This window comes from Microbacterium hydrocarbonoxydans, from assembly GCF_000956475.1.
GTDB classification, from domain to species: Bacteria; Actinomycetota; Actinomycetes; order Actinomycetales; family Microbacteriaceae; genus Microbacterium; species Microbacterium hydrocarbonoxydans_A.
On the sequence record NZ_JYJB01000008.1, the window covers coordinates 314,689 to 330,314 of the forward strand.

13 protein-coding genes are annotated in these 15,626 nt (G+C 68.3%); 8 read left to right on the forward strand and 5 right to left on the reverse strand.

What is annotated here, in order from left to right; genetic code table 11:
- The first annotated feature begins 98 nt into the window (after positions 1 to 98).
- Entirely contained in the window at positions 99 to 1,802 is a 1,704-nt protein-coding gene (locus tag RS84_RS08225; protein ID WP_045257287.1) for an AMP-binding protein, read from the forward strand.
- A 23-nt stretch (positions 1,803 to 1,825) separates the two neighbouring features.
- Here RS84_RS08225 and RS84_RS08230 read toward each other — a convergent pair whose 3' ends face one another.
- Both RS84_RS08230 and RS84_RS08235 read right to left on the reverse strand, forming a co-directional pair.
- The gene (locus RS84_RS08230; protein ID WP_152641781.1) at positions 1,826 to 2,224 is read right to left on the reverse strand and encodes a hypothetical protein; all 399 of its coding nucleotides are present in this window, start codon (positions 2,222 to 2,224) and stop codon (positions 1,826 to 1,828) included.
- A 98-nt stretch (positions 2,225 to 2,322) separates the two neighbouring features.
- The gene (locus tag RS84_RS08235; protein ID WP_045257289.1) at positions 2,323 to 3,795 is read right to left on the reverse strand and encodes an MATE family efflux transporter; all 1,473 of its coding nucleotides are present in this window, start codon (positions 3,793 to 3,795) and stop codon (positions 2,323 to 2,325) included.
- Positions 3,796 to 4,124: 329 nt separating this feature from the next.
- Here RS84_RS08235 and chvE point away from each other — a divergent pair, with 329 nt between their 5' ends.
- The 6 genes from chvE to cycA all read left to right on the forward strand — a co-directional run bounded on the left by chvE (position 4,125) and on the right by cycA (position 11,596).
- Positions 4,125 to 5,279: a multiple monosaccharide ABC transporter substrate-binding protein gene (gene chvE, locus RS84_RS08240; protein ID WP_045257290.1), complete on the forward strand. Its 1,155-nt coding sequence runs from the start codon at positions 4,125 to 4,127 to the stop codon at positions 5,277 to 5,279.
- Positions 5,280 to 5,348: 69 nt separating this feature from the next.
- On the forward strand, positions 5,349 to 6,890 hold the full coding sequence (gene mmsA, locus RS84_RS08245; protein ID WP_045257291.1) for a multiple monosaccharide ABC transporter ATP-binding protein: 1,542 nt from the start codon (positions 5,349 to 5,351) through the stop codon (positions 6,888 to 6,890).
- Positions 6,887 to 8,065 carry a multiple monosaccharide ABC transporter permease gene (gene mmsB, locus RS84_RS08250; RefSeq protein WP_045257292.1) on the forward strand — a complete coding sequence of 393 codons (1,179 nt, stop codon included), beginning with the start codon at positions 6,887 to 6,889 and terminating at the stop codon, positions 8,063 to 8,065. Before mmsA ends, mmsB begins: the two co-directional genes overlap by 4 nt.
- Positions 8,066 to 8,102: 37 nt before the next feature.
- Positions 8,103 to 9,281 carry an ROK family transcriptional regulator gene (locus RS84_RS08255; RefSeq protein WP_045257293.1) on the forward strand — a complete coding sequence of 393 codons (1,179 nt, stop codon included), beginning with the start codon at positions 8,103 to 8,105 and terminating at the stop codon, positions 9,279 to 9,281.
- On the forward strand, positions 9,278 to 10,054 hold the full coding sequence (locus RS84_RS08260; RefSeq protein WP_045257294.1) for an ATP-binding cassette domain-containing protein: 777 nt from the start codon (positions 9,278 to 9,280) through the stop codon (positions 10,052 to 10,054). Before RS84_RS08255 ends, RS84_RS08260 begins: the two co-directional genes overlap by 4 nt.
- A gap of 93 nt (positions 10,055 to 10,147) precedes the next feature.
- Positions 10,148 to 11,596, forward strand: a complete 1,449-nt coding sequence (gene cycA / locus RS84_RS08265) for a D-serine/D-alanine/glycine transporter (RefSeq protein ID WP_045257295.1) — start codon at positions 10,148 to 10,150, stop codon at positions 11,594 to 11,596.
- Between the two features lie 99 nt (positions 11,597 to 11,695).
- Here the strand turns inward: cycA and RS84_RS08270 are convergent, their stop codons facing one another.
- The 3 genes from RS84_RS08270 to RS84_RS08280 all read right to left on the reverse strand — a co-directional run bounded on the left by RS84_RS08270 (position 11,696) and on the right by RS84_RS08280 (position 14,446).
- Positions 11,696 to 12,121: a DUF2871 domain-containing protein gene (locus tag RS84_RS08270; protein ID WP_045257296.1), complete on the reverse strand. Its 426-nt coding sequence runs from the start codon at positions 12,119 to 12,121 to the stop codon at positions 11,696 to 11,698.
- Positions 12,122 to 12,536: 415 nt separating this feature from the next.
- Positions 12,537 to 13,160, reverse strand: coding sequence for a response regulator (locus tag RS84_RS08275; protein WP_045257297.1), 624 nt, complete (start codon positions 13,158 to 13,160; stop codon positions 12,537 to 12,539).
- Positions 13,157 to 14,446: a sensor histidine kinase gene (locus tag RS84_RS08280; protein ID WP_045257298.1), complete on the reverse strand. Its 1,290-nt coding sequence runs from the start codon at positions 14,444 to 14,446 to the stop codon at positions 13,157 to 13,159. The genes RS84_RS08275 and RS84_RS08280 overlap by 4 nt, the downstream gene beginning before the upstream one ends.
- A 132-nt stretch (positions 14,447 to 14,578) precedes the next feature.
- On the opposite strand from RS84_RS08280, the gene RS84_RS08285 reads away from it, so the two are divergent.
- Positions 14,579 to 15,565, forward strand: coding sequence for an aldo/keto reductase (locus RS84_RS08285; RefSeq protein WP_045257299.1), 987 nt, complete (start codon positions 14,579 to 14,581; stop codon positions 15,563 to 15,565).
- The last annotated feature ends 61 nt before the right edge of the window (positions 15,566 to 15,626 follow it).

Below are 15,626 nucleotides of genomic sequence, written 5' to 3' on the forward strand. Positions count from 1 at the left end.
CCCGAGTGATGTCGCCCATGGATGACGCTGCGCGCCGCGCTCGCATCGCAGCGCCGCGAGCGCCAGGATGGAACAGCACGGAAGCAAGGGAGCACCGAATGAGCCGCAGCGCCACCGCAGCCACGAACGCGATCCGCGAGATGCGCGACTTCCTGTTCGCGAACGCCACCGACTACGACGCTGCGAGTGCCGGGTTCTCGTGGCCTGAGACTGCCGAGTTCAACTTCGCGCTGGAGTGGTTCGACGTCGTCGCAGGTGAGAACCCTGATCGCCCCGCCGTGCAGATCGTCGACGCCGACCTGTCGCTGCACGCCTGGACGTACGGCGAGCTCTCGGCGCGTTCAGACCAGGTCGCCAACTGGCTGACGGGACTGGGCATCAGCCGCGGCGACCACGTGATCGTGATGCTCGGCAACATGATCGAGCTGTGGGAGGTCATGCTCGCGATCACGAAGATCGGCGCGGTGTCGATCCCGACCTCGACGCTGCTGTCGGCATCCGACCTCGCCTATCGCATCGAGCACGGACGCGCTCGCACGGTCGTGACGCTCGGTTCGCTCGCGAGCAGGCTCGAGGGCGTCGACGTGCTGCGCATCGGCGTCGGCGACGACATCCCGGCGGGATGGGAGCGCTTCGCCGATTCGCATGCAGCCGCCACACTGTTCGAACCGGATGCCGCGACCCCGGCATCCGACACCGCCCTGCTCTACTTCACGAGCGGCACCACGAGCCGCCCCAAGCTCGTGCAGCACACCCACGTCTCGTACCCGATCGGGCATCTGTCGACCATGTGGTGGCTGGGGGTCCGGCCCGATGACGTGCACCTGAACATCTCCTCCCCCGGATGGGCGAAGCATGCCTGGTCGAGCTTCTACTCGCCGTTCCTCGCGGAGGCGACCGTGTTCGTCTACAACTACGACCGCTTCGACGCGAACACGCTCATGCAGGTCATGGACACGCATCGCGTGTCGACGTTCTGCGCACCGCCGACGGTGTGGCGCATGCTGATCCAGGCCGATCTCGGTCGGCTCGCGCACCCTCCGCGCGAGCTCGTCGGCGCGGGCGAGCCGCTGAACCCGGAGGTCATCGAGCGGGTGCAGGGCGCCTGGGGCGGCACGATCCGCGACGGATTCGGGCAGACCGAGATGACGGCCTGCATCGGCAACTCCCCCGGCCAGCCGATCAAGATCGGCTCGATGGGGCGCCCGCTTCCCGGCTATCCGGTCGTGCTGCTCGATCCGGTGACGGGGCAGGTGACGGATGACGAGGGCGAGATCGCCCTCGACCTGTCGCAGCCGCCGCTCGGTCTCATGGCCGGCTACTACGACGACCCGCAGAAGACAGCCGAGTCGCGCACCGGCGGGTTCCACCACACCGGCGACATCGCCACCCGAGACGCCGACGGCTACCTGACGTATGTGGGGCGGGCGGATGACGTCTTCAAGGCGTCGGACTACAAGATCTCGCCGTTCGAGCTCGAATCCGTGCTGCTCGAGCACGACCTCGTCGTCGAGGCGGCCGTGATCCCGAGTCCCGATCCCACCCGTCTCGCGGTGCCCAAGGCGTACGTGTGCCTGCGGCCGGATTCGACGGATGCCGAGGCCGACGCCGCCCGCGCGATCTTCGCCTATGCGCACGACCGGCTGTCATCGCACCTGTGGGTGCGCATCATCGAGTTCGTGCCGGAGCTGCCGAAGACGATCTCGGGCAAGATCCGCCGCGTCGAGCTGCGGGCACGCGAGGAGGCGCGTGTGAAGGAAGGTGACGAGACCGGCCAGCACCGCGACCGCGACTATCGCTGACGCACGCGGGCTGACGCGTCAGGTCAGACCGCGCGCACCGGATTCGATCGCGTGAGCACCGGAACCGCGGTGGTCGCGGGCGCGGGAGCAGATGCCGGGACGGAGTCGGTCTCGGCCTTGCGCTGCGGCAGCTCGATGCCCCTAGCGTTCATGACCCCGCGCACGACACCGCCGATCACGAGCATGCCCACGAGGGCGGCGCTCGCCAGCAGCAGCGGCATCCACTGATTCGCGAAACCGGCCACCGAGCTGAGCATCGCCGCCGGGATCCAGACGCCCACGGCGCCGCCGGTCAGGCCGCCGGCCCTTCGCACGATCGCGATGCCCGCGAGCACTGCGCACAGCCCCGCGATCACTGCGCCGGCTACACCGATCGGCACCATGATCGCCGCCAGATCGCTGGCCACTCTCCATGTCGTCATGACGACCCCCCGTCAACGGACTCTCCGTATCTTCGAAGGTACGCCGATCATCGGACATCGGCATCCCTCTGAAGGATGATGTTTCCTGCAACGACAGGTTAACGCCGACGCAGCCGCGACAGCGGTGAGCGCTTCACGACACGCACGGGCTGCGTGACGACGGCATCCACGACCATCGATCCGTCGACGGGGCCGACGATCGCGATCGCCGAGGTCTCGGTGGCCTCGACCGGGTTCACCGGCATGCGACCGAGATCGCGGTGGGCGCGGATGTACGCGGGCACGAGCAGCACGATCGCACTGACCCACGCCAGCGGGTTGCTGAGCGCGACGCCGGTGAAGTCGATCAAGGCGCCGAGCACGAGCGCGGCGGCGACGCGCGCCACGAGCTCGATCACGCCCGTGACCGTCGGCACCACGGTGTGGCCGAGCCCCTGCAGGGCGCCGCGCAGCACGAACAGCACCCCCAGCGCCCAGTAGCCCAGGCCGTTCACGATGAGCATGTGATGCGCGAGCTCGACCACGCGGTCGGAGCCGTCGCCGACGAACAGGCGCACCATGGGCACGCCGAACGCGATGATGAGGGCGCCGATCGCCGCCCCGCCGACGATCGCCATCCAGGTGGCCTCGATGACGCCGCGGCGGATGCGGTCGGGGCGGCGGCCGCCGAGGTTCTGCGCGGCGTACATGGAGACCGCCAGTCCCAGAGACGAGAGGAAGGCGACGCCGAGGCTGTCGACGCGGGCTCCGGTCGTGTACGCGGCGACCGCCTCCGCGCCGAGCGTGTTCAGCGCGACCTGCACGGTCAGCGTGCCGATCGCGATGATCGAGGCCTGGAAGCCCATGGGCAGACCGAGACGCAGGTGCTCGGCGATATCCGCACGCGTGATGCTCCAGTCGACACGGCGCAGGTGCAGCATCGGCAGACGCCGGCGCACGAATTCCAGGCACAGCAGCACCGAGACCGCCTGCGAGACGACGGTGGCGAGCGCGGCGCCCGCCACGCCCCACCCGAGCGGACCGACCATGAGGATCACGAGGCCCGCGTTCAGGGCGCAGGAGACGGTGAGGAACACCAGAGGCGTCCGGGAGTCGCCGATCGCGCGGATGATCGCGGAGAGGAAGTTGAAGAACATCGTCGCGCCCGAGCCGATGAAGCTGATCTGCGTGAACACGGTCGCCTCGGCCATCAGCTCGGGCGGTGTCTGCAGCAGCGCGAGCAGCGGGGCCGAGATCAGCGGAGCCACGATGGTGAGGATCACGCTCGTGATGCCGGTGAGCAGCACCCCCGTCGCGACGGATCGCCGTACGGCGGCGTCGTCACCGGCGCCGAACGCCTGCGCGATCGGGATCGCGAAGCCGCTGGTCAGACCCCAGGCGAAGCCGAGCAGCAGGAAGAGAAGCGGACCGGTCGCGCCGACGGCGGCGAGCGAGTCGACGCCGAGGTGCCGCCCGACGACGATCGCGTCGACGAACTGGTACAGCTGCTGGACGACATTGCCGAGCAGGAGAGGAACGGAGAAGGCAAGGATGACACGCCACGGGCGACCCGTGGTGAGGGAGGTGGCCATGAGGGAGCGGCTCGCAGAGCTGAGTGATGGATCGGGGGACGACCAGTTTATCGAATCGATTCGGAGCAGACCATCCCGAATGCGCGCGCGATGGCCTCGTGGGGCTGCTTGGATTCGGAACTCGAACCGATTCGATCCGTGCGGTGCCGGTGGATCGCCTGGTCTCGCGCTCTGATAGCGCGCACATCAACGAATCACGAAATGATCACGAAGGCTTGACTTCGAGACTCGAACTCAAGGAAAGTATCTCCGAAGCGAGTCCCGAATGGCCGGGATTCCGGTCTCGGGGCGATGGCGCCGAAGACGCATGCACAGCGAAGGAGCTCGTGATGAAGAAGAAGTACGCACTGGCCGCACTCGGTCTGGTCGGGGCGCTCGCCCTTGCCGGCTGCGGTGGAGGCGGAGCCGGCTCGACCGGCGGATCGGGTGGCTCCGAAGGGGCCGACAAGGGCGACATGCTCATCGGCGTCTCGATGCCGACGGAGACCTCTGAGCGCTGGATCGCCGACGGAGACGCGGTGCAGTCGGGTCTCGAGGACGCCGGCTACCAGGTCGACCTGCAGTACGCGGGCGACGACATCCCCACCCAGGGCCAGCAGATCGACCAGATGATCACCAAGGGAGCCGACCTCCTGATCATCGCCGCGATCGACGGCACGGCGCTGTCCTCGCAGCTCGACGCCGCGGCCGCCGCGAACATCCCGGTCATCTCCTACGACCGCCTGATCCGCGACAGCGAGCACGTCGACTTCTATGTGACGTTCGACAACTACAAGGTCGGCGTGCAGCAGGCCACCTCGCTCCTCACCGGCCTCGGCATCCTCGATGCCGACGGCAAGGAGACCGGCGAGAAGGGCCCGTTCAACATCGAGCTGTTCGCCGGATCGCTCGACGACAACAACGCCCACTTCTTCTGGCAGGGCGCCATGGACACGCTGCAGCCCTTCATCGACGACGGCGTGCTCGCCGTGCCGTCGGGTCAGGTCAAGATCGAGCAGGCCGCGACGCTGCGCTGGGCGCAGGAGACCGCGCAGAAGCGCATGGAGGACCTGCTGACCGCCACCTACGGCAACGGCACCAAGCTCGACGGCGTTCTCTCTCCCTACGACGGCATCTCCCGCGGCATCATCACGGCGCTGCAGGGCACCGGCGGATACGGCGCGACGATCGCCGACGGCCTCCCGGTCGTCACGGGTCAGGATGCCGAGATCGCGTCGGTCGCGCTGATCAACCAGGGTGTGCAGTTCTCCACGATCTTCAAGGACACCCGCAAGCTCGCCGAGCAGTCGGTCGTGTCGGCGGAGTCGATCCTCGAGGGCAAGGACCCCGAGGCGAACGACACGAAGACCTACGACAACGGCGTGAAGGTCGTGCCGTCGTACCTGCTGCAGTCGGACATCGTCCACAAGGACAACATCACGTCGCTCCTCGTCGACTCGGGCTACTGGACGCAGGCCGAGGTCGACTCGGGCGTCGCCGAGTAGTCTCCTCCCGTCGGGGCGTGCGGCCGGCAAGGCCGCACGCCCCGACTCTTCACGAAAGGACATCGGGTCATGACGACACCGGTTCTGCAGATGCGGGAGATCGAGAAGAGCTTCCCGGGTGTGAAGGCGCTCCAGGGCGTCAGCCTCGATGTGAACCGCGGCGAGATCCTCGCGATCTGCGGCGAGAACGGCGCGGGCAAGTCCACTCTCATGAAGGTGCTGTCGGGCGTCTACCCGCACGGCAGCTACGAGGGCGAGATCATCTACGAGGGAGAGGAGGCGACCTTCGGCTCGATCAACGACTCCGAGCAGAAGGGGATCGTGATCATCCACCAGGAGCTCGCCCTGATCCCCTATCTGAGCGTCGCCGAGAACATCTTCCTCGGCAACGAGCGGCGCGGGAAGAACGGCCTGATCGACTGGGATCGGGCGAATGCCGAAGCATCCGCTCTCCTGGCCCAGGTGGGCCTCGACGAGAACCCGACCACGCCCGTCGCGCAGCTCGGCGTGGGCAAGCAGCAGCTGGTCGAGATCGCCAAGGCGCTGTCGAAGAACGTGCGCCTGCTGATCCTCGACGAGCCGACCGCCGCTCTCAACGACACCGACTCCGCGCACCTGCTCGATCTGATGCGACGGCTGCGCGACGAGGGGATGACGTCGATCATCATCTCGCACAAGCTGAACGAGATCGCCGAGATCGCCGACCGCACCACGATCATCCGCGACGGCAAGTCGATCGAGACTCTCGACATGAAGGACCCGGCGTCCACGCAGGAGCGGATCATCCGCGGCATGGTCGGACGCGACCTGGCCCACCGCTTCCCCGAGCGCACATCGAACCCGGGCGACGAGGTGCTGCGCATCGAGAACTGGTCGGTGAGCCATCCGACCCAGCCTGGCCGCGTCATGGTCGAAGACGCCTCACTGACCGTCCGCGCCGGCGAGGTCGTCGGCATCGCGGGTCTCATGGGCGCCGGCCGCACGGAGCTCGCCATGAGCGTGTTCGGCCGCACCTACGGCAGGCACGCCCGCGGCAAGGTCTTCGTGCGCGGCAAGGAGGTCGACACCTCGACCACGAGCGCAGCCATCCGCGCCGGCATCGCCTACGCCACCGAGGACCGCAAGAAGTTCGGCCTCAACCTGATCGACGACATCCGGCACAACATCACGATGGCCTCGCTGCGACTCATCAGCCCTGGCGGCTGGATCGACGCGAACCGCGAGCTGCAGGTCGCCGAGCAGTACCGCGCCGAGATGAACATCAAAAGCCCCAGCGTGCTCCAGCTCGTCGGCAACCTCTCCGGAGGAAACCAGCAGAAGGTCGTGCTGAGCAAGTGGATCCAGACCGAACCCGACGTCCTGATCCTCGACGAGCCGACACGAGGGATCGACGTCGGCGCCAAGTACGAGATCTACACGATCATCAACCGCCTGGTCGCAGAGGGGAAGGGCGTGCTGGTGATCTCCTCCGAGCTCCCCGAGCTCCTCGGCATCTGCGACCGCATCTACACTCTGGCCTTCGGGAGGATCACCGGTGAACTCCCCGCCAGCGAAGCCACACAGGAGAACCTCATGCACCTCATGACCCTCGAAAGGACGGCCGGGCGATGACCACCGTCAACAACCTCTTCAGCCTCGCCACGCGGAACCTCCGTCAGAGCGGCATCCTGGTCGCGTTCATCGCGATCGTCGCGTTCTTCGCGATCCTGAACCCGACGTTCCTCTCGCCGGGCAACCTCACGAACATCGTGCTGCAGTACTCCTACATCCTGATCCTCGCGATCGGCATGGTGATCGTGATCATCGCCGGGCACATCGACCTCTCCGTCGGGTCGGTCGTCGCTCTCACGGGCGCCACCGCCGCGGTGATCGTGATCCGCGGCCAGCAGCCCTGGTGGGTCGGCGTGCTCGCGGCGATCGCCGTGGGTCTGCTCGTCGGAGCCTGGCAGGGCTTCTGGGTCGCGTACATCGGCATCCCCGCGTTCATCGTGACCCTGGCCGGCATGCTGCTGTTCCGCGGCCTGACCTTCATCGTGCTCAGCAACGTCTCGCTGTCGCCGTTCGGTGGCACCTACTACTCGATCGCGAACGGCTTCTTCAACGGGTTGTTCGGCGGGTACGGCGTCGACGTGTTCACGCTCGTGATCTTCGCGATCGGCGTGGTCGGCTATGCGGTGTGGCAGGTGCGCAGCCGTCGCTCGAAGCTCGCCCACCAGCAGTCGGTAGAGGCCCTGGGCTGGTTCATCGCGAAGATCGTGCTGATCGCGGCCGTCGTGATGTGGTTCGGATACCAGCTCGCCACGAGCCGCGGCCTGCCCTTCGTGCTGATCATCCTCGCCGTGCTGATCATCGCCTACTCGGTGATCACGCAGAAGAGCGTCTTCGGCCGCCACGTCTACGCGATCGGCGGCAACCTGCACGCGGCTCTGCTCAGCGGCGTGAACGTGCGCAAGGTCAACTTCTGGATCTTCGTGAACATGGGACTGCTCGCCGGCATCGCGGGCGTCGTGTTCTCCTCGCGCACGAACGGCGCGCAGCCGGGTGCCGGCAACATGTTCGAGCTCGATGCGATCGCTGCCTGCTTCATCGGCGGCGCGGCGGTCACCGGCGGCGTCGGCCGGGTCGGCGGTGCGATCGTCGGCGGTCTGATCATGGCCGTGATGAGCAACGGCATGCAGCTCATGGGGCTCGACCAGGCGACCCAGCAGGTGGTCAAGGGCCTCGTGCTGCTGATCGCCGTCGCGTTCGACGTCTGGAACAAGCGCCGGGCGGGCGCCGCCCGTTGACCCTGACGACGGCGTCGACGCGCGATATGCTCCCGCTATGAGCAGATGGTCCGGCGGATCCCAGTCGGGGCTGCGCGAGGCCAACACCGCGAAGATCGTCGACGCCGTCAAGCGCTTCGGCGGGCTCACCCAGGTCGAGCTCGCCGAAGCGACCAGCCTGTCGACGGCGACCGTCTCGGCCATCGTCAAGGAGCTCAGCCTCTCGGGTCTCGTCGAGACCCACCCCACGTCCCGCAGCGGGCGCCGCGCGCAGCTCGTCACGATCGCCCGCAGGGCGGGCCTGGTCGCCGCCGTGCAGATCGGCAGCCGCAGCATGCGCGTGCGCCTGTCGGACGTGGGGCAGGACGTGCTGGCAGACCGGTCGATGCCCCTGCCGACCGATCACGCCGAAGACACGGTCCTCGACCGCATCACCCTGCTCATCATCGACATGCTCGGCATGATCGCGGCAGACCCGGGCGATCTGCTCGGGGTCTGCATCGCGATGCCTGCGCCGGTCGACCCCGCCACGGGCCTGATCGCGTACCGCGGCGTCATGCGCCGTTGGGAGACCCAGCCGGTCGCCGAGGTCGTCGCGCAGCGCATCGGATGCCCGGTGCTCGTCGAGAAGGACGCGAACCTCGCAGCCCTCGCCGAGGCGACGCTCGGCACCGCGCGCGACGTCGAGGACAGCGTGTTCGTGCACGCCTCGTACACGATCAGCGCCGGCGTCGTGCTGAACTCCCAGATCTACCGAGGACGCGCGGGCACCGCGGGCGAGATCGGCCACGTGCAGGTGGATCCCGCGGGCTCGATCTGCGCCTGCGGGCAGCGCGGATGCCTCGAGACGATCGCGGGAGCCGAGGCCGTGACCGCTCCGCTGCGCGCCACGTTCGGCCAGGTCACGTTCAAGGACGTCATCGCCCGCGCAGCGGCCGGAGACCCCGGATGCGCCCGCGTGATCGCGGATGCCGCCACCGCGCTCGGACGCGTGGTCGCCGCCGCGCATCAGTCGCTCGCGCCCGAGGTGATCACGGTGGGCGGGGAGCTCGCAGAGGCCGGCCCCATCTTCCTGCTGCCGTTCGCCACCGCCGTGCGCGACAACGCACCCCAGGCGCGCACCCTCCGCAACGACCCGGTGCCCTCCTCCTTCGGCAAGGACGCGGTCCTCGTCGGCGCGACGATCCACATCCTGCAGTCGACAGACCCCTCCCAGCTGCTGGAGGACCGGTCATGAGCCTCACGGCTGCGCAGGCCGAGCCTCTGCTGACCCTCCGGGGCATCTCGAAGAGATTCGGAGCGGTCGAGGCGCTCACCGACGTCGACTTCACGGTCAACGCCCGAGAGGTCGTCGGCCTCGTCGGCGACAACGCGGCCGGGAAGTCGACGCTCGCGAAGATCATCGCCGGAGCGCTGACGCCGACCGACGGCGAGATCCGCATCAACGGCGAGCGCGTGGAGATCTCGACCCCCGCCGAGGCGAACCGGCTCGGCATCGCGACCGTGTTCCAGGACCTCGCGGTCTGCGAGAACCTCGACGTCACCGCCAACGTGTTCCTCGGGCGCGAGCTGCGAACGCACAACGGCATGCTGCGCGAGGCGGAGATGGAGCAGGCGACCCGGCAGGCGCTCAGCGACCTCGCCGCGAACATCCCCTCGATCCGCTCGCCGCTGAACATGCTCTCCGGCGGTCAGCGGCAGGCCGTCGCGATCGCCCGCACCCTCATCAGCCAGCCCCGGCTGGTCGTGCTCGACGAGCCCACGGCCTCTCTCAGCGTCGCGCAGACCGCCGACGTGCTCACCCACATCGAGCAGCTGCGAGAGCTCGGTCTCGGCGTGATCTTCATCAGCCACAACATCGCCGACGTGCAGGCCGTGTCCGATCGGGTCGAGGTGCTGCGCCACGGGCGCAACAACGGCTCGTTCGTGAGTCAGGACGCCGCATACTCCGATCTCATCGCAGCGATCATCGGGACCTATCGCGGGCCCGCCTCCTCACCGCGGAGCTGAATCGCGGCGGATCGCCCGGATGTCGGCATCCGCGTGCATTAGCCTGCACACCGTGCCCGCTCGCGGGCCGTACTCGACGACCGGAGGACGACAGTGACGGATCAGCACCCACGTAGCACGGCGACAGGACAGGGCGAGGAGGAGCACCTGCGGCGGGCGCTGAGCAACCGCCACATCCAGCTGCTCGCGATCGGCGGGGCGATCGGCACCGGCCTGTTCATGGGCAGCGGCAAGACGATCTCGGTCGCAGGCCCCTCGGTGATCTTCGTCTACATGATCATCGGCTTCATGCTCTTCTTCGTCATGCGCGCGATGGGCGAGCTGCTGCTGTCGAACCTCAAGTACAAGTCGTTCAGCGACTTCGCGAGCGACCTGCTCGGGCCGTGGGCCGGGTTCTTCACCGGCTGGACGTACTGGTTCTGCTGGGTGGTCACCGGAGTCGCCGACGTCATCGCGATCGCGGGTTACACGGATGCGCTGATCCCCGGCATCCCGCTGTGGATCCCGGGGCTCCTGGTGATCGTCATCCTGCTCGCGCTGAACCTGCCCACGGTCGCCGCGTTCGGCGAGATGGAGTTCTGGTTCGCGCTCATCAAGATCGTCGCGATCGTCGCGCTCATCATCACGGGTCTCGTGATGATCTTCACGGGTTTCCAGCACGACGCGGGCACGGCCTCGTTCGCGAACCTCTGGAATCACGGCGGCATGTTCCCGCACGGCTTCATGGGCTTCGTCGCCGGTTTCCAGATCGCGGTGTTCGCCTTCGTGGGCATCGAGCTCGTCGGCACCGCGGCCGCCGAGACGAAGGACCCGGAGCGCAACCTCCCGAAGGCCATCAACGCGATCCCGATCCGCGTGCTGCTGTTCTACGTGGGCGCCCTCATCGTGCTGATGGCAGTCACCCCATGGACCGAGTACGTCGCCGGTGAGAGCCCGTTCATCGCGATGTTCGCTCTCGCGGGGCTCGGCATCGCCGCCACTGTGGTGAACCTCGTGGTGCTGACCTCCGCCATGTCGAGCGCGAACTCGGGCATCTACTCGACCTCGCGCATGGTGTTCGGACTTGCGCAGGACGGCGATGCCCCGAGCCTGTTCGGCCGGCTGTCGCGCCGCAAGGTGCCGCAGAACGCGCTGTTCCTCTCGTGCGTGCTGCTGCTGTCGGGCGTCGTGCTGCTGTACGCGGGCAAGGACATCGGCACGGCCTTCGACATGGTCACCACGGTCTCGGCCGTGTGCTTCATGTTCGTGTGGACGATCTTCATGATCAGCTACGCGGTCTACCGCCGGCGTCGCCCGGAGAAGGCGGCGTCGTCGATCTTCAAGATGCCCGGTGGTGTGCTCATGGTCTACGTGGTGCTGGCGTTCTTCGTCTTCATCATCTGGGCCCTGACCACCCAGCCCGACACGCTCACCGCTCTGCTGGTGACACCGATCTGGTTCGCGCTGCTCGTGGTGGCGTGGCTGTTCGTGCGGCGCTCGCCTCACCACATCGCCCGCCATGAGGCGCACATCGCGCACCTGCGGGATGACTCGGAGGAATAGCCCGTACACAACTCCTCTAGAATCGGCCGATTTCACCCGGAATCGGCCGATTCTCGGCTGTCGGCCCGCTTTCTGAGGAGTTGTGGACCGAGAGCCGGGTCAGGCGGAGACGGGATTCGCGGCGAACACGCGCTTCCGCAGAGCAAGGAAGAGCAGCACCATCCCTGCTGAGAGCAGGATGTGCCCGAGACCAGCGATGCCGGAGATCATGGCCGAGGACTCCTGTCCGAGCACGGTGAGGCACCCGTGCCACACGAGCATGGCCGAGGTGAGCACGAGACCGGCGTTGTAAGTCCAGAAGAACCAGCCGAACAGACGGCTCTCGCTCAGCGCGAACGACTTCTCGAGCAGCAGCACGATCAGCAGCACGACGAAGCCGAGCACGAGCAAGTGGGTGTGCACGAGACCGAGCTGCGTCGGCGCTCCATCGGGGAAGTTGTTGGCCTTGGTGAACTCGCGGAAGAAGAGTCCGGAGAGCACGCCGGCGAGCATGTAGGCGAACGCTGCGGTGAAGAGCTTGCGCATGAGGGGTGTCCTTTCGAGGCTGACTCCAGCCTCGCGCGCCGCTCCGCCCGCCGGATCCATCGATCGGTTGAGATCGAGCCGTTGTGCGGAACGGATCGGTCATGGTCCCCTGGGTGCATGAGTTTCTTCCCGCAGGACCCGGAGCTGCCAGACCCCGAGCATCACGAGCCGGAGTCGCCGCCGTGGTGGGGGACCGAAGACATTCACTTCTGCAGATGAGCTCTGGCTCTGGCCGCTCCCGCCGGCAGGACCGATCGATCTGGTGCTCCGATGGCCCGCCATGGGCATCCGCGAACGGCGCGTGACGTTCGACGGATCGCAGATTCCTGAGCTCGCTGAGCAGGCCCGTCCGATCTGGGAATGAGTGACCGCCGCGCACATCCGCGCGCCGGATCCATCGATCGGTTGAGACGGGTCAGAGGATGCCGGTGTCGCGGGCGATCGCGATGGCCCGCGCGCGGCTGTCGGCGCCGAGCTTCTCGAAGATGTGCACGAGATGCGTCTTCACCGTGGCCTCGGTGACGAACAGCGTCTTCGCGATCTCGCGGTTGGACGAGCCGGTGTCGAGCAGCCGCAGCACGTCGAGCTCCCGCTCGGTGAGCCGCACGCGGGGCGCGCGCGAGACCGCGACGACTCGTTCGCTGAGCTCGGGCGAGAGCACGAGCCCACCACCGGCCGCGCGACGGATCGCCTGCACGATCTCGTCCGGCGCCACGTCTTTCAGCAGGTAGCCGGCCGCACCCGCTTCGATCGCCCCGAGGATCTCGGCGTCGCGATCGAAGGTGGTGAGGATGATGACCGCGGGGGCCGGATGCTCGGCCCGCAGCTGCCTGGTCGTCTGCACCCCGTCGAGGCCGTCGCCCAGGCGCAGATCGCACAGCACCACGTCCGGCTGCAGATGCCGGGCGAGCGCGATCGCCTCTTCTCCGGACGCGGCCTCGCCGACGACGGCGATGTCGTCGCGCCGGTCTATCAGCGAGCGCACCCCGGCGCGGACGATCGGATGATCGTCGACGAGCAGCACGCGCACGGCGGTCACGGCGCAGCCCCCTCACCGGGACGTGCGCCCGGTGCAGGCCGATGCCCGCCATCCGGCATCCGGGCCGAGCGGCGGCCGATCGGCACGTGCGCAGACAGCGCCGTGCCGTCGCCCGGCGCGCTCTCCACGTCGAGCCCGCCGCCGAGCTCTCGCAGCCGCGCCCGCATGGCGCGCAGCCCGTAGCCGCCCTCGGGTCCGGGGGCGTCGAGCCGTGCGGGGTCGAAGCCGCGTCCGTCGTCGACGATGTCGAGCCGGACCGCGTCGCCGGCATCAGCCAGGGTCACCACCACCCGCGAGGCGCCCGCATGCGCGCGCACGTTCGCGAGGGCCGACTGCGCGGTGCGCAGCAGCGCGACCTCGGCGTCGAGGCCGAGCGAGGGCAGATCGCCGTCGGCCTGCAGCGCCGCCGCGATGCCCGTCTCGTCCGACAATCTCTCGAGCATCCTGCCGAGCGCGTCTCCCAGCGCGGTGCCGTCCAGCTCTGCGGGCATGAGGTCGTTCACGATGCGGCGGGCGTCGGCCAGGCCGCCGGCTGCCAGCTCGGAGATCTGCTCGAGCGAGCGGGTGACGTCCGCATCCGGCTCTCCCGCCATCCGCGCCAGCATGCCGATCGACGTCATGCTCTGAGCGACCGTGTCGTGGATGTCGCGCGACACCCTGGCACGCTCCTCGTTCGCCCCCGACTCGCGCTGGGTGCGGGCCAGTTCGTCCTGCAGCGCCGCCATCTCCTGCTGCGTCGCGACGAGCGAGGCGATCAGGCGGCGTCGCTCGCGCGCATCGCGCACGAGCTCGAGGTAGCCCCGCGCGATGCCCAGCGCGAAGACCCCGCCGACCAGCGGACCGATCACGTTGGCGTAGCTGGTGGAGCCGTGGTGCAGCACCGGCGCCGCGATCACGACCGCCAGGATCAGGATGCTGAGAACGGCGGCCCACCGCATCCGCAGCACGAATCCGGCGAGCAGCCAGAGCGCGAAGGCGAGCCACACGTACTCGGGAGACACCGCGACCGCGCCCAGCCAGATCAGCGTCAGGCCGATCAGCCAGCCGGCCGCGAGACGCGGACCGCCGGTGCGCTCGCCGAGCAGCAGACCGCCGACGTACCAGCCGAGGAAGACGAGGCCGATCGCGAGGACCCACGGCAGCGGCACGCCATCGAGCAGCGCCCGCCACGAGCCGACGGCGACGAGCACCACGGTGATCGCGGCCTGCCCCACCCGCACGGAACGGATCAGCCCGGCCCACGTGCGCACGTGCCCGGAGGCGGGGAGGCGATCGTCCGACGGCATCCTCACATTCTCACCCTGCCGGCGTCGCCGCGCCTCCATCGTTCGATTGAGGGGGTCCATCAGCCCCTCCCACGCGCCGTCGCTCCCGGCGTAACGTCGACTCACATCACGACAGACGAAAGGGAAGAGCTGATGCACACGCGCACACTCGGACAGGGACTCGAGGTCTCAGCGGTGGGACTCGGATGCATGGGGATGTCGCAGAGCTACGGCCCGAATCCCGGCGACCGCGGCGAGATGATCGCGGTGCTGCGATCCGCCCTCGACCTCGGCGTCACCTTCTTCGACACCGCCGAGGTCTACGGTCCGTACGTCAACGAAGACCTGGTCGGCGAGGCTCTCGAGCCGGTCCGCGACCAGGCCGTGATCGCGACGAAGTTCGGCTGGAGGATCGAGGACGGAAAGAGCGTCGGGCTCGACAGCCGCCCCGAGCAGATCCGCCGCGTCGCCGAGGAATCGCTCCGGCGCCTGCGCACCGACGTGATCGACCTGTTCTATCAGCACAGGGTCGACCCCGCGGTGCCGATCGAGGACGTGGCCGGCACCGTCGGCGAGCTGATCGCCGAGGGCAAGGTCAGGCACTTCGGCCTCTCGGAGGCCTCGGCAGAGACGATCAGGCGGGCGCACGCCGTGCATCCGGTGACCGCGCTGCAGAGCGAGTACTCGCTGTGGACGCGCGACCCCGAGGAGTCCGTGCTGCCGACGCTCGGCGAGCTCGGCATCGGCTTCGTGCCGTTCAGTCCGCTCGGCAAGGGATTCCTGACCGGGACCGTTGACCAGAAGACGTCCTTCGCCGAGGGCGACATCCGCGGCACGATCCCGCGCTTCACGGAGGAGAACCGCGCCGCGAACCAGGCGCTGGTCGAGCACGTCGCCGCGCTCGCTGCTGCGAAGGAGGCGTCTGCGGGGCAGATCGCCCTGGCCTGGCTGCTCGCCCGGGAGTCGTGGATCGTGCCGATTCCGGGGACCCGCCGCACTGCCCGCATCGCGGAGAACGCCGGTTCGACGGGCGTCGCGCTGTCGGCCGACGAGGTCGCCGGCCTCGATCGTCTGGCCGCCACGGTCGGCGTGCACGGCGATCGCTACAACTCGCAGCAGATGTCGTTCGTCGAGCGCTGAGTCGCGGTCGGGTCTCGACCCCGTCTGGCCGCGCCGAGCGCACGTTCACTGCGCCAAGTGC

Excerpts from the sequence above, each read along its gene's own strand:
- RS84_RS08260 (WP_045257294.1), top strand. The coding sequence starts at position 9,278 with ATGAGCCTCACGGCTGCGCAGGCCGAGCCTCTGCTGACCCTCCGGGGC.
- RS84_RS08225 (WP_045257287.1), top strand. The coding sequence starts at position 99 with ATGAGCCGCAGCGCCACCGCAGCCACGAACGCGATCCGCGAGATGCGC.
- mmsA (WP_045257291.1), top strand. The coding sequence starts at position 5,349 with ATGACGACACCGGTTCTGCAGATGCGGGAGATCGAGAAGAGCTTCCCG.
- mmsB (WP_045257292.1), top strand. The coding sequence starts at position 6,887 with ATGACCACCGTCAACAACCTCTTCAGCCTCGCCACGCGGAACCTCCGT.
- RS84_RS08230 (WP_152641781.1), bottom strand. The coding sequence starts at position 2,224 with ATGACGACATGGAGAGTGGCCAGCGATCTGGCGGCGATCATGGTGCCG.
- RS84_RS08270 (WP_045257296.1), bottom strand. The coding sequence starts at position 12,121 with ATGCGCAAGCTCTTCACCGCAGCGTTCGCCTACATGCTCGCCGGCGTG.
- chvE (WP_045257290.1), top strand. The coding sequence starts at position 4,125 with ATGAAGAAGAAGTACGCACTGGCCGCACTCGGTCTGGTCGGGGCGCTC.
- RS84_RS08285 (WP_045257299.1), top strand. The coding sequence starts at position 14,579 with ATGCACACGCGCACACTCGGACAGGGACTCGAGGTCTCAGCGGTGGGA.
- RS84_RS08235 (WP_045257289.1), bottom strand. The coding sequence starts at position 3,795 with ATGGCCACCTCCCTCACCACGGGTCGCCCGTGGCGTGTCATCCTTGCC.
- RS84_RS08280 (WP_045257298.1), bottom strand. The coding sequence starts at position 14,446 with ATGCCGTCGGACGATCGCCTCCCCGCCTCCGGGCACGTGCGCACGTGG.
- RS84_RS08255 (WP_045257293.1), top strand. The coding sequence starts at position 8,103 with ATGAGCAGATGGTCCGGCGGATCCCAGTCGGGGCTGCGCGAGGCCAAC.